20 protein-coding genes are annotated in these 23,912 nt (G+C 35.1%); 14 read left to right on the top strand and 6 right to left on the bottom strand.

What is annotated here, in order from left to right; translation table 11 throughout:
- Window positions 1-66: 66 nt before the first annotated feature.
- Window positions 67-750, bottom strand: coding sequence for a phosphatase PAP2 family protein (locus tag B2745_RS07960; protein ID WP_304065086.1), 684 nt, complete (start codon window positions 748-750; stop codon window positions 67-69).
- A gap of 18 nt (window positions 751-768) precedes the next feature.
- On the bottom strand, window positions 769-1,548 hold the full coding sequence (locus tag B2745_RS07955) for a queuosine precursor transporter (RefSeq protein WP_026902447.1): 780 nt from the start codon (window positions 1,546-1,548) through the stop codon (window positions 769-771).
- Between the two features lie 89 nt (window positions 1,549-1,637).
- Between B2745_RS07955 and B2745_RS07950 the strand changes: the two genes are divergently transcribed.
- From B2745_RS07950 to msrB, 5 genes are all read left to right on the top strand, one after another.
- Window positions 1,638-2,783 carry a methionine aminotransferase gene (locus tag B2745_RS07950; protein ID WP_304065083.1) on the top strand — a complete coding sequence of 382 codons (1,146 nt, stop codon included), beginning with the start codon at window positions 1,638-1,640 and terminating at the stop codon, window positions 2,781-2,783.
- 3 nt (window positions 2,784-2,786) lie between these two features.
- Entirely contained in the window at window positions 2,787-3,563 is a 777-nt protein-coding gene (locus B2745_RS07945) for an amidohydrolase (protein WP_026902449.1), read from the top strand.
- A 113-nt stretch (window positions 3,564-3,676) separates the two neighbouring features.
- On the top strand, window positions 3,677-6,133 hold the full coding sequence (locus B2745_RS07940; RefSeq protein ID WP_304065081.1) for a transglycosylase domain-containing protein: 2,457 nt from the start codon (window positions 3,677-3,679) through the stop codon (window positions 6,131-6,133).
- A 39-nt stretch (window positions 6,134-6,172) separates the two neighbouring features.
- Window positions 6,173-9,325, top strand: coding sequence for a peptidase MA family metallohydrolase (locus B2745_RS07935; protein WP_304065079.1), 3,153 nt, complete (start codon window positions 6,173-6,175; stop codon window positions 9,323-9,325).
- Window positions 9,326-9,366: 41 nt separating this feature from the next.
- Entirely contained in the window at window positions 9,367-9,864 is a 498-nt protein-coding gene (gene msrB / locus B2745_RS07930; RefSeq protein ID WP_304065077.1) for a peptide-methionine (R)-S-oxide reductase MsrB, read from the top strand.
- 1 nt (window position 9,865) lies between these two features.
- Here the strand turns inward: msrB and B2745_RS07925 are convergent, their stop codons facing one another.
- Window positions 9,866-10,234 (bottom strand): GIY-YIG nuclease family protein, encoded by a 369-nt coding sequence (locus tag B2745_RS07925; protein WP_349681778.1) that lies wholly within the window; start codon window positions 10,232-10,234, stop codon window positions 9,866-9,868.
- An 84-nt stretch (window positions 10,235-10,318) separates the two neighbouring features.
- Between B2745_RS07925 and B2745_RS07920 the strand changes: the two genes are divergently transcribed.
- The 4 genes from B2745_RS07920 (at window position 10,319) to B2745_RS07905 (ending at window position 13,782) form a co-directional block, all read left to right on the top strand.
- Window positions 10,319-11,101: an XRE family transcriptional regulator gene (locus tag B2745_RS07920; protein WP_026902454.1), complete on the top strand. Its 783-nt coding sequence runs from the start codon at window positions 10,319-10,321 to the stop codon at window positions 11,099-11,101.
- 62 nt (window positions 11,102-11,163) lie between these two features.
- On the top strand, window positions 11,164-12,270 hold the full coding sequence (locus B2745_RS07915; RefSeq protein ID WP_304065075.1) for an aminotransferase class I/II-fold pyridoxal phosphate-dependent enzyme: 1,107 nt from the start codon (window positions 11,164-11,166) through the stop codon (window positions 12,268-12,270).
- Between the two features lies 1 nt (window position 12,271).
- Window positions 12,272-12,880 carry a dethiobiotin synthase gene (bioD, locus tag B2745_RS07910; protein ID WP_304065072.1) on the top strand — a complete coding sequence of 203 codons (609 nt, stop codon included), beginning with the start codon at window positions 12,272-12,274 and terminating at the stop codon, window positions 12,878-12,880.
- Between the two features lie 8 nt (window positions 12,881-12,888).
- On the top strand, window positions 12,889-13,782 hold the full coding sequence (locus tag B2745_RS07905) for a 3-hydroxybutyryl-CoA dehydrogenase (RefSeq protein WP_349681777.1): 894 nt from the start codon (window positions 12,889-12,891) through the stop codon (window positions 13,780-13,782).
- 886 nt (window positions 13,783-14,668) lie between these two features.
- Here the strand turns inward: B2745_RS07905 and B2745_RS07900 are convergent.
- Both B2745_RS07900 and B2745_RS07895 read right to left on the bottom strand, forming a co-directional pair.
- Window positions 14,669-15,517: a class I SAM-dependent methyltransferase gene (locus B2745_RS07900; RefSeq protein ID WP_304065067.1), complete on the bottom strand. Its 849-nt coding sequence runs from the start codon at window positions 15,515-15,517 to the stop codon at window positions 14,669-14,671.
- 605 nt (window positions 15,518-16,122) lie between these two features.
- Window positions 16,123-17,370, bottom strand: a complete 1,248-nt coding sequence (locus B2745_RS07895) for an ABC transporter permease (RefSeq protein ID WP_304065064.1) — start codon at window positions 17,368-17,370, stop codon at window positions 16,123-16,125.
- Between the two features lie 137 nt (window positions 17,371-17,507).
- Between B2745_RS07895 and queA the strand changes: the two genes are divergently transcribed.
- The 3 genes from queA to B2745_RS07880 all read left to right on the top strand — a co-directional run bounded on the left by queA (window position 17,508) and on the right by B2745_RS07880 (window position 19,689).
- Window positions 17,508-18,557, top strand: coding sequence for a tRNA preQ1(34) S-adenosylmethionine ribosyltransferase-isomerase QueA (gene queA / locus B2745_RS07890; protein WP_026902460.1), 1,050 nt, complete (start codon window positions 17,508-17,510; stop codon window positions 18,555-18,557).
- 87 nt (window positions 18,558-18,644) lie between these two features.
- Window positions 18,645-19,334, top strand: coding sequence for a 2-C-methyl-D-erythritol 4-phosphate cytidylyltransferase (locus B2745_RS07885; RefSeq protein WP_304065061.1), 690 nt, complete (start codon window positions 18,645-18,647; stop codon window positions 19,332-19,334).
- Window positions 19,327-19,689 (top strand): hypothetical protein, encoded by a 363-nt coding sequence (locus tag B2745_RS07880; RefSeq protein WP_304065059.1) that lies wholly within the window; start codon window positions 19,327-19,329, stop codon window positions 19,687-19,689. Before B2745_RS07885 ends, B2745_RS07880 begins: the two co-directional genes overlap by 8 nt.
- A gap of 90 nt (window positions 19,690-19,779) precedes the next feature.
- Here B2745_RS07880 and B2745_RS07875 read toward each other — a convergent pair whose 3' ends face one another.
- A complete protein-coding gene (locus B2745_RS07875; protein ID WP_304065056.1) occupies window positions 19,780-21,282 on the bottom strand; it encodes a L,D-transpeptidase family protein in 1,503 nt (500 codons plus the stop codon).
- A 331-nt stretch (window positions 21,283-21,613) separates the two neighbouring features.
- Between B2745_RS07875 and hisG the strand changes: the two genes are divergently transcribed.
- On the top strand, window positions 21,614-22,465 hold the full coding sequence (gene hisG / locus B2745_RS07870; RefSeq protein ID WP_304065053.1) for an ATP phosphoribosyltransferase: 852 nt from the start codon (window positions 21,614-21,616) through the stop codon (window positions 22,463-22,465).
- Between the two features lie 93 nt (window positions 22,466-22,558).
- Window positions 22,559-23,848, top strand: coding sequence for a histidinol dehydrogenase (gene hisD, locus B2745_RS07865; RefSeq protein WP_304065050.1), 1,290 nt, complete (start codon window positions 22,559-22,561; stop codon window positions 23,846-23,848).
- Window positions 23,849-23,912 lie beyond the last annotated feature (64 nt).

Raw genomic sequence — 23,912 nt, 5'->3', positions numbered from 1 at the left:
AATGGCAATAAAGCAGAAACAATAATACCGGTAGTGGCTTTTTAGATGATTTCACTACTAACCATATTAACCAGCCGATTTGAAATTTTCTACACCATTTAATATTTTAATAGCTAACCACAGCCATAATACACCGGCACAAAAACCGGCAATTACATCACTGGTATAATGTACCCTCAGGTATATTCTGCTTAAGCCAACCATAAAGATGATGACAACCAAAAGGCTGTTGATGATGAATTTTGTTTGTTTGGTGAGGCTGCTGATGGAGATTATATAAACTATTAAACCATAAAATGTTACAGCACTTAAAGCATGTCCGCTAGGAAAACTTAAGCCTAGCTCCTGATAAAGCAAAGGCGATAGCGGTCTTGGTCTGTTGAAGAGGCTTTTTAAACTGAGCATTAAAGCCAAACTACTTAAAGATACTGCGGGTACTTTTAAAGCAAACCAGTGTCGTTTTTTTAAAAAGAGGAAATAAGAAGTTAGCAATACATTACCTGTAGTGATGACTACCGAGCTGCCCAATTGCGTAAAAAAAAGCATGATTGCTGTATTTGTGGGGTTTACGTAAGTAGATAATAGCTTAAAAATGTAGAAATCTAATTCGAGGCGCTCATCAATAAATATCATTTTAGCGGTAAATAAAAAAATGATGAGTGCTGTAAACAACAATAAAAACAGCATTGCTGTTTCTGAGAAAAGCAGCAGAAAGGATTTAAGCAACTTTTGATAAGTATGTTTAATCATCTTAAAATATAAAGAAAGCTATTGGGCTGCTTTGGCTATCAATTGCTGCGCCAAATCTTTCCCCAAATACTTATCTATAACACTATGTAAAACATATAAGATAGGGGTTAACAAGAGGGCAACTATAAATTTGTAGGTGTAATTTACCAAACCTATTGCGGCTACCATTTGCCAGCTCCAACTGTATTGTGGGTTGAGGTAAAAGGCAATAAAAATAACCACAAAGCTATCTATCAGTTGCGAAACTAAGGTAGAACCGGTGGCTCTTAACCATAAATTACGCTCGCCAGTAAGTTTCTTTATTTTATGAAAAATGGTTACATCTGCTACCTGTCCTATTAAAAATGCAGTTATTGAGCCCACAATAATCCACATACCCTGACCAAAAATAGCAGAAAAAGCATTGTTCATATTTAAAGCTTCGCCGTTAATATTTTGTAATAACCAGAAATCGGCCGGATTTAAAGACATAGCAAAACCTACCATTAAGAAGGCAAAGGCTATTAAAGCAGCTCCTAAATAAGATAGAAATTTAACGCCTTTAACACCATAATATTCATTAATGATATCTGTCATGATAAATACAAAAGGCCAATTGAGCACTCCGGCCGACATGTTAAAAGACAAGCCCTCTACCCCAAAAAGGTCAATATCGAACTTTTTTAAGCCTATAGATTCTTCTACGGAGAATATTTTTACACCTATAAATTCGGCCAAAATAGCATTGGCAATAAAGAAGCCTCCCAAAATGAGGAATAGTTTATTTGCCTTAGATTGGTAACTGATGGTATTGTCCATGTATTAAAAATAATTCTTCTATAACAAAAAGATTAGGTTTCTGTTAGTTTAAAAATAATATTATTTTGGGATGTTCTAATTTAAAGCTCGTGATTAATATTATTTCAAAGTTACCCAACGTTACTACAACTATTTTTTCTGTGATGAGTGCTCTGGCTAAAGAGCATCAAGCCATTAACTTATCTCAAGGTTTTCCGGATTTTGATTGTGATGAAAAGCTCAAAGAACTGGTTTTTAAAGAAATGAAAAAAGGTAATAACCAGTATGCTCCTATGCCTGGTTTGTTAGCTTTGAGAGAAACGCTAAGTCATAAAATTGAAAATGCTCACCAATCTTACTATCATCCAGAGACAGAAATAACCATTACCGCCGGAGGCACACAAGCTATTTTCACAGCCATTACCGCTATTTTAAGGCCAAATGATGAAGTCATTATTTTTGAGCCAGCTTATGATGCTTATGCGCCTGTTGTGAGGCTATTAGGGGGTTTGGTTAAGGCTTATGAAATGGTGCCGCCCACTTATGAGATTGATTGGAGTACTGTAAAGAAGCTGGTTTCTGCCAACACCAAAATGATCATCATCAACTCGCCACATAATCCTACAGGCAGAATACTTCAGGATAATGACATCAAAGAACTCATCAATATCACCAGAAATACAGATATTATGATTGTAAGTGATGAGGTTTATGAGCACTTAGTTTATGATGGAAAAAAACATTTAAGCTTGGCAGCTTATCCAGAACTGAAAGAAAGAACCTTTATTACAGCTAGTTTTGGAAAACTTTTTCATACCACAGGTTGGAAAATTGGCTATTGCTGCGCCCCGGAAGCCTTGATGAAAGAATTTAGAAAAGTGCATCAGTTCCAAGTATTTTCTGTAAATACACCTATGCAGCATGCTATCCATACCTATATGCAAAAACCAGACGTTTATTTAGGTTTAACCCAGTTTTACCAAGAAAAAAGAGACTATTTTAGAAAATTACTATCAGAAACAAAATTAACTTTGCTACCTTGTGAAGGTTCTTATTTCCAAATGGTTAGCTACGAGAAGATATCTTTTGACAAAGATACAGACATGGCTAAGAAACTATTAACAGAATATCAAGTAGCTACTATACCAGCTTCTCCGTTTTATTCAAAATCTACGGATTACAAAACCCTGAGGTTATGTTTTGCGAAAAAGCAAGAAACTTTAGAAAAAGCCGTTCATAACCTTATAAAAATTTAAACGATGGAACAATTAAAAGTTACGCTCTTACAAGCCTATTTATTTTGGGAAAATGCTGCAAAAAACCTCCAAAACATAAGCTTAAAGCTATCTGACATTAGAGAGCGTACGGATTTAATTGTATTACCAGAAATGTTTAATACCGGTTTTACCATGAATGCTGTTGAAAATGCAGAAAAAATGGATGGTAAAACCGTAAGCTGGATGCGAGATACGGCCAAAAAATTTAACGCCGTTATTACCGGAAGTTTAATTATAGAAGAAAATAGTAATTTTTATAATCGTATGGTTTGGATGCGCCCTGACGGCAGCTACGAAACTTATGATAAAAAGCACCTTTTTGGTTTGGCAGAGGAAGACAAAACCTATACGGCCGGCCATAAGCAGGTAGTTGTAGAACTTAAAGGTTGGAAAATAAGGTTAGCCATTTGTTACGATCTACGTTTCCCTGTATGGTTAAGAAATCATCAAGAGCAATATGATTTGCTTTTGGTAGTAGCCAACTGGCCCGAGCGAAGGGCACAACACTGGCGCATGTTAATTCCTGCCAGAGCCATAGAAAACCAGGCGTTTATCATCGCTTTAAACCGTGTTGGTTATGATGGTAAACAAATTTACTATAGCGGAGATACCACCTGTTTAAGTCCGGCTGGCGATGTTATCTATTATAAAAGAGATGAAGAAGACCTTTATACCTTTAGCATGAATAAAGCCGAAGTAGAAAGAGTGAGAGCAGAAATGCCTTTCTTAAAAGATGCCGATGATTTTAACTTGATTTAACACATAAAATGTTAGCAAACTAAAATTTTAGCCATAATTTAGCGTTTTAATCTGCTGGCTAATTATTTTTGCAGCTATTTATAAATCAAAGCATCTTTTTTTCATCTTTATATATGTTTAAAGAAATACCCAATAAGCCTCTCAGATACTTTAGTATTATTATTTATTTACTTATTATTTTTATTTGTGCAGTAGAACTTAATTTTTTATGGCTTTTTGGATACTCGCCTGCAAAAAAAGATATAAATTTCCCCTCGTTAAGCCTATCCTCAGAAGTTTATTATTCGGACGGTAAGTTAATTGGTAAATATTATAAAGAAAACCGCACACCGGTTAACTTTAATCAGATAGATAGCACCATTGTAAACGCTTTAATAGCGACAGAAGATGCCAGGTTTTACAAACATTCTGGAGTTGATTTTCTTTCTATAGGCTCGGGCATCATTTCTACCGTTACCGGAGATAAACGTGGCGGAAGTACAATCACACAGCAATTGGCAAAAAACTTATATCGCACTCGTAACAATAAATCTCAAGGTTTTATCAAACATATCCCGGTAGTAAGAACATTGGTTTCTAAATTTAAAGAATGGTTAACTGCCTATAAGTTAGAAGCTAATTATTCTAAGGAAGATATCATCACGATGTACCTTAATACCGTACCTTTTGGTAATAATTCTTATGGGATTAACACCGCAGCAAAGCATTATTTTAATAAAGCTGTTGATAAAGTTAAGCTAGAAGAATCAGCCCTGTTGGTAGGGATGCTTAAAGCAACATCAACCTATAACCCTATTAAAAACCCTGAAAAAGCTTTAGACAGAAGAAACGTGGTTTTGGCACAAATGCTTAAGTACGATTATATAAATGATGCTACTTACCAAAAGATCGTAAAAAAGCCTTTAAAACTTAATTTAGGTAAAGATACGGGTAAAAACGATGGCGACTCTTATTTGAGAACGGCTGTTGCTAAATGGTTACAAGAATGGTGTGATGAAAATGGCTATGATTTATATGAAGATGGCTTAAAAATTTATACCACTATAGATTCTAGGTTGCAAAAATATGCTGAGGAAGCTGTACAAGACCACATGAAAATACTGCAAAGAAGGTTTAATAATGTTTGGGGAGATGAAGAACCTTGGCGAGACTCTGAAGGAAATGTTATTCCTAATTTTATAGAAAATAACCTACAAAAACTGCCTTGGTATGCAGACTTTAAAAAACGTCATAAAAATAATCGCGACTCTATAGATTACTACTTAAACAAACCTAAAAAGATGACTGTCTTTACCTGGGATGGCGATAAAGAGGTTGAGTTTTCTACCATAGACTCTTTAACCTATTACGCCAAAATGCTAAATACAGGTATGATGACTTTAGATCCATTTTCTGGCAAAATTAAAGTTTGGGTAGGTGGTGATAATTACAACTATTTCAAGTACGACCATGTAAAACAATCCAAACGTCAGGCAGGCTCTACCTTTAAACCTTTTGCCTATTTGGCAGCATTAGAAAGCGGCTTAAACCCTTGCGATAAGTTTACCGATAAACCTGTTAAAATAGAATATAAAATAGGCTCTAAAACTGAAGTTTGGGAACCTAAAAATGCTGATTATAATTTCTCTTACAGAGAAATGTCTTTAAGATGGGCTATGGGAAAATCAGTAAACTCTATCACCGCACAAATTACAGAACAAGTAGGCTGGGATAAAGTAGTAGAATTAGCACATGAATGTGGTATCGAAAGTAAACTACAATCCGTACCCTCTGTAAGCTTAGGTTCTAATGATGTTAGCGTATATGAAATGGTGAGGGCTTATGGTACTTTTTTAAATAAAGGAAAAAGGGTAGACCCTATTTTGGTTGAGAAAATCACCGATTTAGATGGTAATATCATCGAAGAATTTAAAGCAAAACACACACAGGTGTTAAGCGAAGAAATAGCTTGGTTAATGCTTTACATGTTTAGAGGCAGTATGGAAGAACCCGGAGGTACATCACAAGCCTTATGGGAATGGGATTTATGGAAGAAAAACAACCAAATAGGCGGTAAAACAGGTACATCATCAGACTATGTTGATGGATGGTATATGGGTATCACCAAAGATTTGGTAACTGGTGTTTGGGTAGGTGCTGATGATAGAAGTATACATTTTAAAGATTCGCAAACAGGCGAAGGCTCCAGAACAGCCTTACCTATTTTTGCTAAGTTTATGGAAAAAGTTTACCGTGATGCTAAGACAGGTATTACCTTAGGCCCTTTCCCTAAACCAGATGTAGAAATAACTCGTACTTATATATGTCCAAGTCCAAGAATTGTGGTAGACACCAGTAGTACAGATAGTTTAGCAGTAGATTCATTGATGTTGATGGAAATAGAAAATCCTGAGGCGCAACAAAACCAAGAACAAAATGCTGAAACGGAAATAAAAACCGAAAATAAAAACCAGAATAAAGCTCCTGATGTTAAACAAGGAGTAACTCAGAAGCAAGAGACAGAAGCTCCTTTAAGTAAAAAAGAAGAGAGAAAGCTACAGAGAGAAAAAAGAAAAGAAGAAAAAGAGTAAATCATCCATAAAAACGATTAAGATTTATAGCTCCATACCATGACAAAGAATGTAAAATTTAATAAAGCTAAAATTTACACTACCATTTATTTTAGCTTCTTATTCTTATTGTTTGCAGGAAATGCGCAAGCACAATACTTCGGGCAAAACAAAGTAAGGTATAAAAATCTTAAATTTAAGGTTTATGAAACTCCACATTTCCATCTCTATTACTATACAGAAAATGATAGCTTAATTAAAAATTTCGCTAAAGAGAGTGAAGCCTGGTATGCTTTACACCAACAAGTTTTCAGAGATACTTTTAAACGTCCTAACCCCATTATCCTTTACGGAAATTCACCAGAATTTCAACAAACAACCATCATCAACTCTGAAATTGGTGTAGGTACAGGTGGGGTAACCGAAGGTTTAAAAAATAGGGTTTTCATGCCTATTCAAGAAAGTAATTTCCAAACCAGACACGTACTTGGGCATGAGTTGGTTCATGCTTTCCAATACCATTCTTTAATAGAAGGAGATTCTACCCAACTTGAAAATATTGGGAATTTACCTTTATGGATGGTTGAGGGTATGGCAGAGTACCTTTCTTTAGGTAAAGTTGATGCCAACACGGCCATGTGGATGCGTGATGCTGTGCTAAATAAAGACATTCCAACATTAAGAGATTTAACAACCAACAGTAAATATTTCCCTTACCGCTATGGACAAGCCTTTTGGGCTTTTATAGGATCTACTTACGGAGACACCATCATTATGCCTTTTTTTAAATCTACAGCAAAGTTTGGTTATGAAATGGCAATCAGAAGAACTTTTGGTTACGATGAAAAAACACTTTCCAGCTTATGGAAAAGCTCTTTAGAAAACGCTTATACCCCCTATTTAAAAGATACTACGCAAAAACCCATAGGTACCAAACTGATTGATAATGAAAATGGTGGCGACATGAATTTATCGCCAGCTATCAGTCCTGATGGAAAATATGTGGTCTTCCTTTCAGAAAAAGAACTCTTTTCTATTGATTTATTTCTTGCAGATGCCAAGACAGGAAAAATCATCAGGAAGTTAACCTCTAAAATTAAAAACAGCCATATTGATGAGTTTAACTATATAGAATCCGCAGGTTCATGGTCGCCGGATAGTAAACAATTTGCCTTTAGTGCATTCTCAGAAGGCAGAAATAAACTCATCATCATTGATATTGATGATGGGAAAACAGTTCTACAAAAATCTATGGGAAAAGTAGAGCAGTTTGGTAATTTAAACTGGTCTCCAACGGGTAAAGAAATTGCCTTCTCTGGCCTTAAGGATGGGCAAAGCGACCTCTTCTCTTACAACCTAGAAACTAAAGAATTAACACAGCTCACCAATGATAAGTTTACAGATTACCAGCCCAGTTATTCCTCAGACGGTAAAAAAATTGTTTTTTCTACAGATCGGTTAAACTTAGGTAAAGACCTAAGTGCTTTTATTAGCATGAGTTTAGCTGTACTAGATGTTGCCACTAAGAAAATCACCAATATTAATGTATTTCCTAAAGCCAATAATTTAAATCCAGTGTTTGATGCTAATGATAGAAATATCTATTTTTTATCTAACAGAGATGGTTTTAGGAACCTATACCGTTACAACATTTCCAAAGAATCTGTAGAGCAATTAACAGATTATTTTACAGGAATTAGTGGGATAACAGAAAGTTCGCCTGCATTAAGTATTTCAAAAAACAACGATATTGTTTATTCTTATTATCGCTCTCAGCGCTATACACTTTACAATGCAAACGTAACTGAATTTAAAGGCACTTTGGTAAATAGCAATGCGGTAGATTTTACGGCAGCAACCTTACCTCCACCAAGTTCTGTTGGTGTAAATATCATCAATAAAAACTTAGATAATTTCTTAGCTTATGATGATACACCGGTAGACTCTGTAAAAGCTATTCCTTTTAAATCTCAGTTTCAACTAGATTACATCGCTAGTAATGGTGTTGGTGTGGCAACCAGCAGGTTTGGTACAGGGATGCAATCTGGTGTACAAGCCATTTTTAGCGATATTTTGAGCAGAAATCAAATTTTTGCAGCGGCTGCAGTTAACGGAGAAATTTACGATTTTGGTGCTCAGTTCGCTTATATCAACCAAGAAAGCAGATGGAATTGGGGGGCTTCGGTATCACATATCCCTTTTCAATCTGGTTTGTTTGGCATTAAATTAACTGATTTACCTGTGGATGGAGGAGGTACTACACCTGCTGTAGAACAATATATAGATATCATCAGAACATTTGAAGAATCTGTACAGGGTTTTACCTCTTATCCTTTTTCTAAAACTACCCGTTTTGAGTTTGGTGCTGGTGCTTCTTATTACTCTTACCGCGTGGATAGATACAGTACTTATTATGAACCAAATACAGGTTTCCCAATTTTTCAGGATAGAAGAAAAGTATCTAGAGAAGAATTTTTGCAAGACCAAGGGTTTAATTTACGGTCTTTTACGGTTTTCCAATTAAATACAGCTTTAGTGGGTGATAACTCTTTTTCTGGTGTGGCAGCTCCTTTAGGTGGTTACAGATACAGAATTGGTGTAGAGCAAAATTTTGGTACTTTCCAATTTACTGCTCCAATTGTTGATTTAAGAAAATATGTAAGGGCAAAACCAGTAACTTTTGCGGGCAGAATTTATGGATATGGCCGTATAGGTAATGTAAACAACCAATTATTCCCATTATTTATTGGTTTACCATTTTTGATAAGAGGTTATGAGGCCAATAGTTTTTACAATAACAGAAACTTAACTGGAGAGCAAAACGGTTTTAACATTAACCAATTGATTGGTAATAGGATGCTAATCTCTAATTTTGAAGTAAGGTTACCTTTTACCGGTCCAGAAAAATTAGCTGCATTCCCTTCTAAATTTTTATTTTCTGATTTAAACTTATTTTTTGATGCTGGAGTTTCTTGGAATGAAGGGGATAGAATTGCATGGGATAGGAAAGCACCTCGTAGAATAGGTACTGATAGTGAAACTGAAGCACCTGTTTACGAACCAAATGTAAGAGTACCAGCCTTAAGTGCAGGTATATCTGCTAGGGTAAATGTATTTGGTTATTTTGTTTTGGAGCCCTACTTAGCGGTTCCGTTTAACCGAGTAGATATTAAAAAGCCTGTATTTGGTTTGGCTTTTGCGCCAGGATGGTAATTGAAAAAAACTACTATAGCCTTATAAACGTATATGATAGTATGAAAAAGTTTATATCAACCGTTTTTAGCTTAGCAGTGTTAAGTTTAGCTGCTTGTGGTCAAAGTAATCAAACATCCTCAAAAAAGGATGATCAAAAAGCTTTAGTATTTCCAGTACAAAAAACAGAAAGCGAGTGGAAAAAAATATTATCTCCGGTAGCTTTTGAGATAATGGTGAATAAAGGAACCGAGCCTCCTTTTAAAAATGAGTTTTACAATAATCATGAAAAAGGTATTTACGTAAGTGCTGCAACAGGAGAACCACTTTTTAGCTCTGAAGACAAGTTCGACTCTGGTACCGGATGGCCAAGTTTTACCAAACCCATCAATGATAAAGCTGTTATCTGGGTAAAAGATAATAGCCATGGTATGGTAAGAGATGAAGTGATAGAAGCTAAAACAGGTTTGCACCTAGGTCATGTTTTTGATGATGGCCCCGCTCCTACAGGTTTAAGATACTGCATCAACTCGGCAGCACTTAAATTCATTAAACAATAATTTAAGACATAAAGCTAAAAACAGGTTTCACTTGGAAGCCTGTTTTTAACATCTTCTCATAATCCAAGCCAGTAGTTAAATCAATCCAATCCGGATTAACACTTCTTATCATTTTCTCCTTTTGCATTCGGGTAAATTGGTTAATCATTTTAAAGCGTTCTTGAGCCATAGCTTCAGAACTCAACTCCTCAAAATAAACCAAGCGAGTTAACTGTTGCCCTGCATCAAAAAATAGGTTCGGCATTTTACGGTAGAAGTTCATGGTTTTTATTAAATCAGCACTTAAACCAACATGTAAATTATTTCTATTTCTGTCTGTAACTATAAAAACGATATTCTTCATTTGAGCTGCATTTAAATTCTTTAACATTATTATTTGGCTATTAATTTTTTATTGCTAATTTTATGAGCATAAAAATACTAATTATTTTAGTATTTGCAAATATTTTTAGAAATGGGAAAAATATCTGATAATTTAAAATACCTCAGAAAGAAAAAAGGCCTAACACAACAGCAATTTGCTGATGTTATGGAAATTAAAAGATCTTTAATTGGCGCCTATGAAGAAGACCGGGCAGAACCAAAATATGATTTGCTAAAAAAATTCGCAGACTTTTTTGAGTTAAGTATTGATGATTTTATCAATGAAAAAATAAATGATAAATGGGCACCCAAACCTAAAGGAGACCCTTCTAACCTTCGTGTACTAAGTATTACGGTAGACCAAGATGATAAAGAAAACATAGAATTGGTACAGGTTAAGGCTAGTGCAGGATACCTTAATGGTTATAGCGACCCTGAATATGTAAGCACCCTACCCCGTTTCTCTTTACCTATTTTTAAACAAGGCACTTACAGGGCTTTTGAAATTAAAGGAGACTCTATGTTGCCGCTACCTTCTGGTTCTATCATTATTGCAGAATATGTAGAAAATTGGAGTAACGATATTAAAGTTGGCGAAACTGCTATTGTGATTAGCAAAAATGAAGGCGTAGTTTATAAAAGGTTAAGCAGCAAGTTCAGACCAGATAAAGGCTTAAAATTATCATCAGACAACCCTGTTTACGAACCTTATACCATAGAGGCCGAAGATATTTTAGAAATCTGGAAGGCAAAAGCATTTATTTCTACAGAATTACCACAGCCAATGCCAGAGCCTACCATGGAGACTCTAACCAGCATGATGGCCCAAATGCAAAAGTCTTTAGTAGAAATGCAAAAAAACAAACCGAACTGATAGGTTTCATTTTTAAAGAAAGCGGATATTCATCTGCTTTCTTTATTTTTGAATAAAAAAACTTGAATTTCATCCATCAAAAACTACAGGAAAGAATAGCCGCTAACGCTTTAAGAACCTTAAAAAGCGAAAACAATCTTATTGATTTTTCTTCTAATGATTATCTGGGCTTTGCTAAATCTTTATCTGTAAAAGAATGGGTTGATGAAATTGCCTACTCACAAAAATTACGAAATGGTGCTGGTGGCTCAAGGTTAATCACCGGAAATTCTAGTTTTACAGAAAACCTAGAAAAAGAAATTGCTCAATTTCATCAGGCAGCATCAGGTTTAATCTTTAACTCGGGTTATGATGCTAATGTAGGTTTACTTTCTAGCCTACCCCAAAAAGGCGATACCATTATCTGTGATGAGCTTATCCACGCCAGTCTTATTGATGGCGCCAGATTAAGCTATGCCCAACGCTATACCTTTAAACATCATGATTTAGCCCATCTCGAATCAAAAATAAAAAACAGCCAAGGGAATATTTTCATCGTTACAGAAAGTGTTTTTTCTATGGATGGAGACCATGCCCCTTTAAAAGAAATAGCTGCTCTTGCCGCAAAATATGGTGCTTACCTCATCGTAGATGAAGCACATGCCACTGGTATATTTGGCAAACATGGTAAAGGTTTGGTGTGCGAGTTGGGTTTAGAAAACCAAGTATTTGCCCGTGTAGTTACTTTTGGTAAAGCTTTGGGCTGCCACGGAGCTATCGTATTAGGTAGCGATGAACTTAGAAACTACCTCATCAATTTCGCCCGTTCTTTCATTTATACCACTGCCCTACCTCCACACAGCTTATATACCATTAAAGCGGCTTATGAGCAATTAAAAAGCAGCGATTATACACTTCTAATTCAGAAAAAAATAGCCTATTTCAAACAATTAACCAGCAAAGCAGGTATTGCATTAATGCCAAGCGATAGTGCTATTCAAGGGATGATTATCCCGGGAAATACAGCTTGCCGACAAGCAGCGGCTACTTTAAATGAGAGCGGATTTGATATCAGACCCATTTTAAGTCCAACTGTTGCGGTAGGCAAAGAAAGGTTAAGAATTTGCTTGCATACCTTTAATACAGACGAAGAAATAGAAAAATTAAGTGAAGCTTTAGCTAAAATATAACATGTTGAAACCCATTTTTATCACAGGCATAGGCACAGGCGTAGGAAAAACCGTAACATCAGCCATTGTAACAGAGCATTTAAAAGCCGATTATTGGAAGCCTATACAATCAGGAGATCTAGAAAATTCTGATACCTTAACTGTTAAACAATTGGTATCTAACGATAAAACTTATTTTCATCCAGAAGTTTACAAACTTACACAGCCTCTTTCACCACATTTATCTGCCCGTTTAGATGGTATTGAAATAGACATCAACAACATTAAAGTACCAGAAACCCAAAACACCGTGGTTATTGAGGGTGCTGGCGGTTTGATGGTTCCGCTAAATCAGCAGTTTTTAATTGTAGATTTAATAGCTCAGCTACAAGCGGAAGTAATTTTAGTATCTCAACATTACTTAGGCAGCATTAACCATACGCTTTTAAGTTACGAGCTGCTAAAAAGTAGAAACATCCTAGTAAAAGGCATTCTTTTTAATGGTCATCATCCAGAATCCGAAGCTTACATTACCCAGTATACCAAGCTTAAACACTTAGGAACTATCCCGGTGCTAAACAATTTGGATAAAACCAGCGTTAAAGAAGCAGGAAAACACCTCACATTATAAACCTTTTTTTGCACATGAAAAGTATTGCAGTTATTGGTTCTGGTACCATGGGAAATGGCATAGCGCATAGCTTTGCACAACATCAGTTTAAAGTTGCTTTGGTGGATGTACAAGCCGATGCCCTAGCAAAAGCCCTTGCTACCATAGCTAAAAATTTAGACAGGCAGATAGCTAAAAACCTCATTACAGAAGCAGATAAGCAGCAAACTTTAGCCAACATCACTACCTATACCAACCTAGCCGAGGCTGTAAAAGATGTAGATTTAGTCGTAGAAGCTGCCACAGAAAATGCTGTTTTAAAAGAAAAAATATTTCAGGAACTTGATAAATATGCCAAGCCCGAAGCCATTTTGGCCAGCAATACTTCTTCTATAGCCATTACCCAAATTGCAGCCGTTACGCAAAGGCAAGACAAAGTTATTGGTATGCATTTCATGAATCCCGTACCGGTGATGAAACTGGTAGAAGTCATCAATGGCTATGCAACCTCTGCCGATACTACCTCAAAAATTATGGCACTTGCCCAGCAGCTTGATAAAATCCCCGTTGAGGTGAATGATTATCCTGGCTTTGTGGCCAACAGGATTTTAATGCCCATGATTAATGAAGCTATTTATACTTTGTATGAAGGCGTTGCAGGCGTTACAGAAATTGATACCGTTATGAAATTGGGCATGGCTCATCCTATGGGACCACTTCAACTGGCAGATTTTATTGGCTTAGATGTTTGCCTGGCCATCCTTAAAGTATTACACGAAGGTTTTGGCAATCCTAAATATGCACCTTGTCCGCTTTTAGTAAACATGGTGACTTCTGGTAAAAAAGGCGTTAAATCTGGCGAAGGCTTTTACAATTACCAACACGGCACAAAAGATTTGGTAGTGGCAGAAAAGTTTAGGTAGTTTTTGTAGCTTTTTACTTTAAAACAACATCAATTCATTATTAAAAGCTGTTTTTTTTTATTTAAAAAGCAAGGCTATTGCTGCTATGATGGGCTAGTCCGGTGCTTTGCTTTACTCCTCGTCCATTTTCCGCAAAAGCTTCAAATGTCCTACGGGGTACCGCTCTCGCCCCGGTTTAGTTGGGTGGGGTGGGTGCTGGAGTTGAGAAAAGAGATAATATCATTTAATAGTATCGTTAATATGATTTTTAGGTTAGTGGTCAAAATAATGATTGGTCATTTGTGCGAAATATCATGATCTCTATTCTATACGTTGACGCTTCTTTCACATGCTTTTTAAAAATCCATCAAGATTTCGCCCCGATGGGGGCTGCATTTATATACCATCCACAAAGCTATTACGATTTCGCTCCGATGGGGGCTAAATTTATACACCATCCACAAATCTATTACGATTTCGCCCCGATGGGGCTTTCCAATGGTGTTACATTCTAAATAATAATTTTAATTTTCTAATATTTATAACAGCTCCAGCGGAGCAACATCCTAATAGAAGAACGATTTTATACCTTATTAGCCCCAGCGGGGCGACATCATTGATTAGGATTTAGCACTGATGGAGCTAAATTTATTCACCCTCCACACAAATCTATGATGATGTTCCCCAGATGGAGCTTTTAAATGGTATTGTATAACAGCTCAGGATTATGTCTCAAAATAAAAGTTTTATACTTTGTGAGAAATATTAAAGTCTGTGCATTATCATGGCACAAGAAGCACTTACTGCTTTGTCTTACAACTCATTCTCACCATTTTGAGCAGAACGCTTGAATTAACCACTTAAACCCCAAGATCTTATACACGATGTCAGCAACCGTAGTTCTTTATTAGTCGTTAATTCTTATCCAATATGAACCTCCATGTTTCTCAACTCCTTTTAGATTATTATGATTCCAAATTGAAGAAATTAAATCCGAAAGTTCTTTATCCTCAGAAATGAAATAGTTTGGTAAAATCGTATCGTATTTTTTAGAATTTGCTAATAAATATATTGCCAATCCATACTGTTCAGAATAGAATCTATCGCACATAAATTGAGGATAATCATAGGGCAAATATATATCATGGATATGAACAATTACGCCTTTTTTCAATCTTGGCAAGATCTCCAAATAAAAGACCATTGAATCAGAATTTGGTAAAATCCTATGAGAATTATCTACAAATAGAATGTCATTTTCATTTAACTCGTCCAAAATATTAAAGTCAATATTCTCTAAAGGTTCTCTTATTACCTTATCAGCTAAATTATCAATCTCTGCTCGTGGCATAGGGTCAATAGAAATAATTTCCGTTTTTAAATTCTGCTCATTCTTTGCTTTATATGCAACCTTTGTCGAGTTACCTGAGCCAATCTCAATATATTTTTTTGGTTTTAATTCAGACACCAAAGTGTAAATTCCAATAATATCAAGTCCTGGCAAGAATCCATTGTTCCATGATGGTTTTATTGAATCAGTCTCTTTGTTCGAATCTTGAATTAACCAAAGTTTATCCTTGTAGGACAAGGCTTTTCCAATCAATTCTTTGTAGCTATCTCGATTTGAATCAATAATCTTGTATAAATCTTTATGCGCTGGTTTTCCGTGTCCATATCGTGGTTTGAAATCCACTTTATACTCAAGAAATAAATTTTGAAATTTTGGGTTCAAAAATCTGTAAATCTGTTTTATCATATTGTAATATTTAGTCTGTTGCTGTAGCTTTTCTTTTCTGGTGCTTTCATTATTGTTCTCAATTTACATCTTCGTTTCGAAATATGTAAAGTTTTTTCAGGACAAGACAGGCGGAAAGCCTAATTCAGAAGGCTGAAAGCAGAAGGGAGAAAGCAAAAGGCTTAAGGCTTTGAATCATCATATAGAGATTGATTTTTATTTTTTTATTTCACTGTTAGCAGAGTGCTTTTATAAGTCTACACCCAGCTTTGTGTTCTCTGTGTACTCCGTGGTTAAATCGTAATTAAAAAGGTAAAATTCAAAATTCAAAAACAGAAAACTCACCAACCAGAACTGGCAACTGGTAAAGATTGCTTCTTCGTTCCTCATCGCAATGAACAGGAAAAATTAAAAAGGAAAAATTAAAAATTAAAAACAGGGAAATCACTCATTCAAAAATCAATCCTTCAATCAATAAAAATGAGATTGCTTCTTCGTTCCTCATCGCGATGACACAAAAATCACTCATTCAAAAATCAATCAATCAATCAATCAATCAATCAATCAATCAATACACTCGCTCATAGCCAGGAACTCTAGTCCTCCTCCATAAAACACTTTATCTTTTATTTAGATCTGATAGCCTCGACAGGATCTAGTCTGGCTGCCGAAAAAGCTGGCCAAAAACCAGAAACAACACCAATAATAATAGAGATTGAAATTCCTCTGATGATATTTCCTATATTCAAAACAATCTCAAAATCAAAGCCATAGGTGGCAATTAAGGTTAATATATAAACAACGGCTAAACCCAATAAACCACCAATTAATGATAATGCAATGGCTTCAAACAAAAACTGCATTAAAATAAAATAGTTCTTAGCTCCTAAAGATTTCTGAATACCAATGATATTGGTTCGTTCTTTTACAGAAACAAACATGATGTTTGCAATACCAAATCCACCTACTAAAATAGAGAAGCCACCAATAATCCAACCGGCAACATTTACAATGGCAAACATTTGGTCTAGCTGACCAGACAATATCGTAGTTTTGTTTAAAGCAAAATTATCATCCTGAACAGGACTTAACCTTCTGATAGAACGCATGATACCCTGTAACTCGCTTTCCACATCCTCAACCGCCACATTTTCTTTACCTCTAACAGCTATTTGCGGTCCGTAGTTATCTCCTTCCACATCAATAACATTTCTGGCAAAATTTAAAGGTAATAGCAATAGTTTATCGGCGGTTACCCCCAACATATCTTCTCCTTCTTTAGCAAAAACACCTATAATTTGTACGTTTCTACCTAATACTTTTATTTGTTTTCCTGTTGCACTTTGGCTGGGGAATAAGCCTTCGGCAATATCGGCACCAATTAAGCAAACTGCATTACCGCTGCTAGATTCCCCTTCGGTAAAATACCTGCCTTCTGATAGATCAAAACTCCATGTTTTATCATATTCATGAGAAGCAGCAGAAATTTCAACACCTTCAATACTGTTGCTTCTATATTTAAGTGTTCTGTTAGACAATCCTATCTGGTAGGATATGCCTTCTGCTAATGTTACTCGTTCTTTTAAAGCTTCATAATCTCTTAAACTAGCATTTGGCCTTTGCATATATTTCCACCAAGGGTAATCGCCAAAACCTCCCCAAGGCCATTTCTGTACAAATACGGTTTTGCTACCTAGCTTATCAACACTTTCTTGTAAATTACCTCTAAAAGTATCTACCGCTGCAAAAACAGTGATGATGGTAAAAATACCAATGGTAATACCCAATAAAGATAAAAAGGTACGTGTACGATTTTGTCTTAACGCATCATAAGCAAATAGAAAGCTTTCTTTAAAAAGTTTTAAAAACAACATATCGTATAAGACAGTTTAACAAGTAAAAAGTTACAGTTTTTTTAGTATTAAATTTTAAAATTAGCGGTTAAAGAGCGTATTATTTTATTGAATTTATTTTTCCTAAATTTGCGCTCCAAATATTTGTTTCGAAACATATGAAATTATCACAATTTAAATTCCATTTACCAGAATCTCTTATTGCTCATCACCCGGCAGAAACCCGCGATGAGTCTCGTTTAATGGTACTTCACAAAAAAACAGGACAAATAGAGCATAAGCTTTTTAAAGACGTATTGGGTTATTTTGAGGAAAAAGATGTGATGATTTTGAACAACACTAAAGTTTTTCCTGCCCGCTTATACGGTAACAAAGAAAAAACGGGTGCTACTATAGAAGTTTTCTTATTAAGAGAGTTAAACAAAGAACTAAGATTGTGGGATGTTTTGGTAGACCCTGCAAGAAAAATTAGGGTAGGTAATAAATTATATTTTGGTGATGATGATTTACTGGTTGCCGAGGTTGTTGATAATACCACATCAAGAGGTAGAACTATACGTTTTTTATTTGATGGAACAGATGAAGAATTTCGTCAGAATATTGAAATTTTAGGTGAAACACCTCTTCCTAAATACATCAAGCGTAAGCCTACTGCAGAAGATAAAGAGCGTTACCAAACCATTTTCGCTAAAAATGAAGGTGCTGTTGCAGCACCAACTGCGGGTTTACACTTTAGTAGAGAACTATTAAAAAGACTAGAACTTAAAGGTGTAGAATTTGCAGAAGTAACTTTACATGTTGGTTTAGGTACTTTTAGACAAGTTGAGGTTGAGGATTTAACCAAACACAAAATGGATTCTGAGCAAATTATTATTACCCAAAAGGATGCTGATATCGTAAATAGAGGTATTGCTGAGAAAAGAAAAGTTTGTGCTGTTGGTACTACAGTGATGAGATCTATAGAATCGGCAGTTTCTGCTAGTCATACTTTAAAACCTATTAACGATTGGACATCAAAATTCATTTTCCCACCTTATGATTTTAGTATCGCAAACTGCATGATTACTAATTTCCATACGCCAGAATCAACTTTATTAATGATGATTTCTGCTTTTGGTGGTTACGAAAATGTGATGAATGCTTACGAAGTTGCTGTAAAAGAAAAATATAGATTTTATAGTTACGGAGATGCTATGTTAATTATATAAAGTGCTATCATAAATAGATTTCTAAACGATGAATAATAAGCTTTTGCCACTTTATTCATCGTTTTTTTATTTAAAAGCCTTCTTAAGATGAGTAAAAATCAGTTTTATGCTATTATTGTAGCTGGTGGTTCTGGTAAAAGAATGAAAAGCCATACGCCCAAGCAGTTTTTACTGTTAAAAGGTAAGCCAATTTTAATGCTAAGTATAGAAAAATTTTACCAAAGCAAATATCAACCAACAATTATCGTGGTATTAGCCGCACAGGAACTTGAAACTTGGGAGAATTTAATAAAAGAGTACAATTTTACTATTCCACATCAGATAGTTACAGGCGGTATAGAAAGATTTCACTCAGTAAAAAATGCGCTTAGCTTAGTAACAGACGAAGATGCTGTTATAGCCATACACGATGCTGTAAGACCTTTGGTAAGTCTTAAAACTATTGATAGCTGCTTTGAAAAAGCATTTACTGATGGCAATGCTATTGCGGCTATTTCTTCTAAAGATTCTATCAGGATACAAGAAGAAAACAAGAACAAGGCTATCTCCAGAAATCAAGTTTACTTGATTCAAACTCCTCAAACGTTTCAATATCAACAACTTAAATTAGCTTATAAGCAAGATTTTGAGCATTTTTTTACAGATGATGCTTCTGTTGTTGAGAAAGCTGGCTTTGCCATTCATTTATCTGGTGGCGATGAATATAATTTCAAAATCACTTTTCCTGAAGATATTACATTAGCAACAGCCTTACTAGACCAAGCAATTCATGAATAATTTCAGGTTTTATATCGTTACGGCTATCATAGCTTTATTTATACACCATAGTTTAAGCTTTATACCTTTAGCTTTTTACAAGGCTATACAGCCTTATTTGCTAGCCTTGTTTTTTTGTTCGACTAGCTTTTATCTGTATATCAAAACTAAACATTTAGAACTTATTGCACATTTAAAAATTGCTTTATCTTATATTGTTTTTTATGTTTTGAGTGCTTTTATCGAGTTAATTTTAGGCTTACCACATCCTTATCTTATCGCAGAAATTTTTATACAGCTTGCTTTATGTATTACTTCTGTTTTAATTGGATTTGGACTAGCTTTCATCAAAGATAGGTTAAGCAGCGGTAGATAAATCTCCTCTTACCTCATTAAAACACTATACATCACTTCCTTCATCATGAAAATGATATTTCGATAGCCGCCCTCCTACCTTACCCAAAAATTAAGGTAAATACTTTGTTAAATAAGGCTTTAGTTTAGCATCGTAACCATAAACATCATCTGCCGTAACTAATGTTCCGCTATCATTTGTCCAGGCGGTATAGTAAGCAATAAACACTTTTACAGGCTCTTTAATTTTCACCCATCTGGAAGCTATCTTCTCCCCTTTTGTTGTAGCTTGAGTTTCCTTTTCTATACGTTGGGCTTCTTTTTCGTCATTTAGTAAAAAAGCTGCTAATTTCATAGGCTGTTCTACACGTACGCAACCATGACTAACCGCTCTGTTTTTTTCTTGAAATATAGCTTTTGCAGGCGTATCATGTAAATAGATAGCATAAGGATTCTGGAAAATAAATTTGATTTGCCCTAAGGAATTATCAGCACCTGGATTTTGCTTAAAAGCATAATCAGCTACAGAAGCTGTACTCCAATTTATTTTAGTAGCATCTACAACTTCTCCTGCTTTATCATAAGCAACCATATTGTTTTCTTCCAGATAGTCTGGATTGCTCTGTAATTTCACCATAATTTCTTTACCGGCAATGCTTTTTGGGATATTCCACACTGGATTTACCTGCATTCTATCAATGCTTCCGCTTAGAATAGGCGTCTCATGGTTTTTACCATCTTTGGAAAAAGGAGCATAAGCTGTTGCCCCAACACAAACTTTCATTTCTAAATCTGTAGTATTGTTTTCTATCATCCTGAGCTTAAATTCTGGGATATTGACTAACAAATATTTCCCACTATATTCCTTTGTTGGCCATCTTAAACGTTCTAAAGAGAAATAAATCTTCTGTTTATCGCTAGCACTTAAAGCTTGTTCTGGCGTTTCATTAATTAATAGATTTTGTAATCTTTGGTAATAACCATTTTTAGGTTGAATATCTTCTAAGAAGCTAGCCAGTTGTAATTGATCTAATGTTTTATGAGAATCTATAAAATCTGGTCTTTTTACGCTAACATAATATCGCCCAAAAATATTTTTAGGATTTACAGCCCCATATTTCAGGATGTTTGAATAATTAATCAAAGCATCAGCACTTAAAATTTCCAGACTGGCTAATAATGGATAACTATCTTCAACTTTTTTAAATTTTGTGGTTTTCACCTGATGCAATAAATCATTTATTTCATCGGCATGGAAATAAGCAGGCTTTAAGCCATGAAAAACACTCAATTTCAGGTACCTTGATAAAGTATCCAACTCTCCATTAATTAAAAAATCTCCAATAAGTGTTAATCCTTTTTCTTCTTCTTCATACATTTTACTTATCCACTTAGGGTTGTGGATACGTTTCTTTTCTACAACTAATTGCGTTTTAAAAACCTGATAATAGGCCGTCGTATCAAAATCTTTATACTTTTTACTTTTGAAAGCTTTAGCTAAGTCTTTACCAAATTCTTCGTGTTTGTATTTTTTGCAAGACACAAACAGAAATAAACAGGCAATAAACAAGGTAATGGTATATTTTAATTTCATATTAACTTTTTCTTTCTGCATAGGCAATTGTTATGCCCTTCTATCTTTTGCTTATAAATATGCATTTAATAATTGTACAAGCTCATCATCTGATATGCATCCTTCCATCTATCTTTTAAAAGAGTAAAATAAATACCATTTTACCTTGTAATTTAAGTCAGGCTTTATATATTTGCAGCATTCTAATATTTCTCTTCACACAGAAATTATTAAAAAGACAAAATGAAAAAGTTTTTAACCACTGTACATCATCACATTCATCACCACCTTGGTGGTGCGTTATAGTATGTTTTGTACGTCAAAACTTTTCATTTTAAATAATCAATTAGTCTTTTAATAATAAATAATCATCTTGAAAACTTTAAAAATTGCTATCCAAAAGTCGGGCAGACTTAACGAAAAATCTGTAGAATTACTAAAAAACTGCGGTTTAAGCTTCGAAAATTATAAAAGCTCTTTAATATCATCGGTTTCAAATTTCCCTTTAGAAATTTTATTCTTAAGAGACGATGATATTCCAGAATATGTACAAGACGGTATTGCCGATATTGGTATTGTTGGGGAAAATGTTATTGCAGAAACCAAAGTAGAAGTTGCTTATTTGCAGCGTTTAGGTTTTGGTAAATGCAAATTAAAACTGGCTGTTCCGGTTAACAGTACCATAAGCGACATACAAGATTTAAACGGTAAAGCTGTTGCAACTTCTTACCCAGTTATCTTAGAAAAATTCTTTAACGATAATAACATCAAGGCTGATATTAAAATGATTTCTGGCTCGGTGGAAATTGCACCTGGTTTAGGACTTAGTGATGCTATTTTTGATATCGTTTCTACCGGAGGAACTTTGAAAAGTAACGGTTTAAAACCTTTTGCAGATGTCATGTCATCAGAAGCTATTTTAATCGGCAGAAACGGTGAAGAAGAAAATCCGCTCATTCAAGAGCTTATTCAAAGAATACAATCTGTATTAAGAGCCAAAGAAACCAAATATGTGGTTTTAAATGTAGAAAAGAAAAACCTTGAGACCGTTATTTCGTTACTTCCAGGAGTAAAAAGCCCTTCTGTAGTATCTTTAGCAGAAGAAGGTTGGGTAGCCATACACACCGTTATTCCTGAGCAGGATTTTTGGGAGAAAATAAACTCTTTAAGAGCTGCTGGCGCACAAGGTATTGTGGTGATGCCTATTGAGAAGATTATATTTTAGATGTGCGATTTGAGTATTGAGTATTGAGACAATAAATACGAGATATTTAGACTTAGCAATATAAAGATTTGATTAAGAAATGAAGGACACGATATGAGGCAATATAATTTTAAAGCTTTAAGCAAAGCTGATGTAAATCAACTTATTTTACGTAATACCGATAGTGGTAATGCGATTAGAGAAAGTGTGCTAAACATTATTGAAGAAGTAAAAACTCATGGCGATGATGCTTTAAAAAACTTCGCTCAAAAATTTGATCAAGTAGATTTACAGCAACTTTATATTGGTAAAGATGCTTTGGCTAAATTGGCAGCAGAAATTCCGCAACAAGTTAAAGATGCAATTACCACAGCATATCAAAACATAAAGAAATTTCACGAAAGCCAAACATCAACTAAACAAGTCATAGAAACTAGTGCTGGTGTTAATTGTTGGAGAGAATCTAGAGCTATAGAACGTGTTGGCTTATATATTCCCGGTGGTTCTGCCGTTTTACCTAGTACATTTTTAATGCTAGGCATACCTGCTATAATTGCGGGTTGTAAAGAAATTGTAGTTTGCTCTCCGCCTCAAAAAAATGGTTCTGTTAATGGCTATATTGCTTTTGTAGCACAATTATTAGGTATAGAAAAAATATATCTGGCAGGTGGTGCACAAGCAGTTGCGGCGATGGCTTACGGTACAGCAAGCATCCCTAAAGTGGATAAAATATTTGGTCCTGGTAATCAGTTTGTAACCATGGCTAAAACTATTGTACAATCTACTACTAATACAGCTATTGATATGCCTGCCGGACCATCAGAAGTATTGGTGATTGCTGATGAAACGGCAAACCCGGTTTTTGTAGCTGCTGATTTACTAGCGCAAGCAGAGCATGGACCAGATAGCCAAGCAGTTTTAGTTAGTACATCGGCTAGTTTAATTGAGCAATCTTTAGAAGAAGTGAATAAGCAATTAGCTGTTTTACCAAGAAAAGATGTTGCAGCAAAAGCGCTCACAAATTCTTATACCGTTTTGGTTGATGATTTAGAAGAGGCAATGGATTTCAGTAATGAATATGCTCCAGAACACTTAATACTGGCAACTGATAACTGGCAACTGATAACCGATAAAATCATCAATGCAGGCTCTGTTTTCTTGGGTAATCTTACTCCGGAAAGTGCTGGTGATTATGCTAGTGGCACCAATCATACTTTGCCTACAAGTGCTTATGCTCGTTCTTATTCTGGTGTTTCTTTAGACTCTTTTGTTAAGAAAATTACGTTCCAGCACATCAGCGAAAGCGGAATAAAAAATTTAGGACCAACAGTAGAAATTTTAGCTGAAATTGAAGGCTTGCATGCGCATAAAAATGCCGTGACTGTGAGATTAGAAAATATTTAAGAATGACGATTTTAGATTTACGAATTTGCTAATCTAAAATCGTAAATCGTTCCTTGTAAATTAA

The organism is Pedobacter glucosidilyticus, from assembly GCF_002483235.1.
In the GTDB taxonomy this organism is placed as follows: domain Bacteria; phylum Bacteroidota; class Bacteroidia; order Sphingobacteriales; family Sphingobacteriaceae; genus Pseudopedobacter; species Pseudopedobacter glucosidilyticum_B.
Note: the sequence above shows the minus strand (reverse complement) of the source record. Positions and strands in the feature narration are given on the sequence as shown.

Coding starts and splice junctions, on each gene's coding strand:
- queA (WP_026902460.1), top strand. CDS start 17,508: ATGAAATTATCACAATTTAAATTCCATTTACCAGAATCTCTTATTGCT.
- B2745_RS07955 (WP_026902447.1), bottom strand. CDS start 1,548: ATGGACAATACCATCAGTTACCAATCTAAGGCAAATAAACTATTCCTC.
- B2745_RS07925 (WP_349681778.1), bottom strand. CDS start 10,234: ATGTTAAAGAATTTAAATGCAGCTCAAATGAAGAATATCGTTTTTATA.
- B2745_RS07960 (WP_304065086.1), bottom strand. CDS start 750: ATGATTAAACATACTTATCAAAAGTTGCTTAAATCCTTTCTGCTGCTT.
- B2745_RS07885 (WP_304065061.1), top strand. CDS start 18,645: ATGAGTAAAAATCAGTTTTATGCTATTATTGTAGCTGGTGGTTCTGGT.
- B2745_RS07940 (WP_304065081.1), top strand. CDS start 3,677: ATGTTTAAAGAAATACCCAATAAGCCTCTCAGATACTTTAGTATTATT.
- msrB (WP_304065077.1), top strand. CDS start 9,367: ATGAAAAAGTTTATATCAACCGTTTTTAGCTTAGCAGTGTTAAGTTTA.
- B2745_RS07880 (WP_304065059.1), top strand. CDS start 19,327: ATGAATAATTTCAGGTTTTATATCGTTACGGCTATCATAGCTTTATTT.
- B2745_RS07920 (WP_026902454.1), top strand. CDS start 10,319: ATGGGAAAAATATCTGATAATTTAAAATACCTCAGAAAGAAAAAAGGC.
- B2745_RS07945 (WP_026902449.1), top strand. CDS start 2,787: ATGGAACAATTAAAAGTTACGCTCTTACAAGCCTATTTATTTTGGGAA.
- B2745_RS07935 (WP_304065079.1), top strand. CDS start 6,173: ATGACAAAGAATGTAAAATTTAATAAAGCTAAAATTTACACTACCATT.
- B2745_RS07895 (WP_304065064.1), bottom strand. CDS start 17,370: ATGTTGTTTTTAAAACTTTTTAAAGAAAGCTTTCTATTTGCTTATGAT.
- B2745_RS07900 (WP_304065067.1), bottom strand. CDS start 15,517: ATGATAAAACAGATTTACAGATTTTTGAACCCAAAATTTCAAAATTTA.
- B2745_RS07875 (WP_304065056.1), bottom strand. CDS start 21,282: ATGCAGAAAGAAAAAGTTAATATGAAATTAAAATATACCATTACCTTG.
- hisD (WP_304065050.1), top strand. CDS start 22,559: ATGAGGCAATATAATTTTAAAGCTTTAAGCAAAGCTGATGTAAATCAA.
- bioD (WP_304065072.1), top strand. CDS start 12,272: ATGTTGAAACCCATTTTTATCACAGGCATAGGCACAGGCGTAGGAAAA.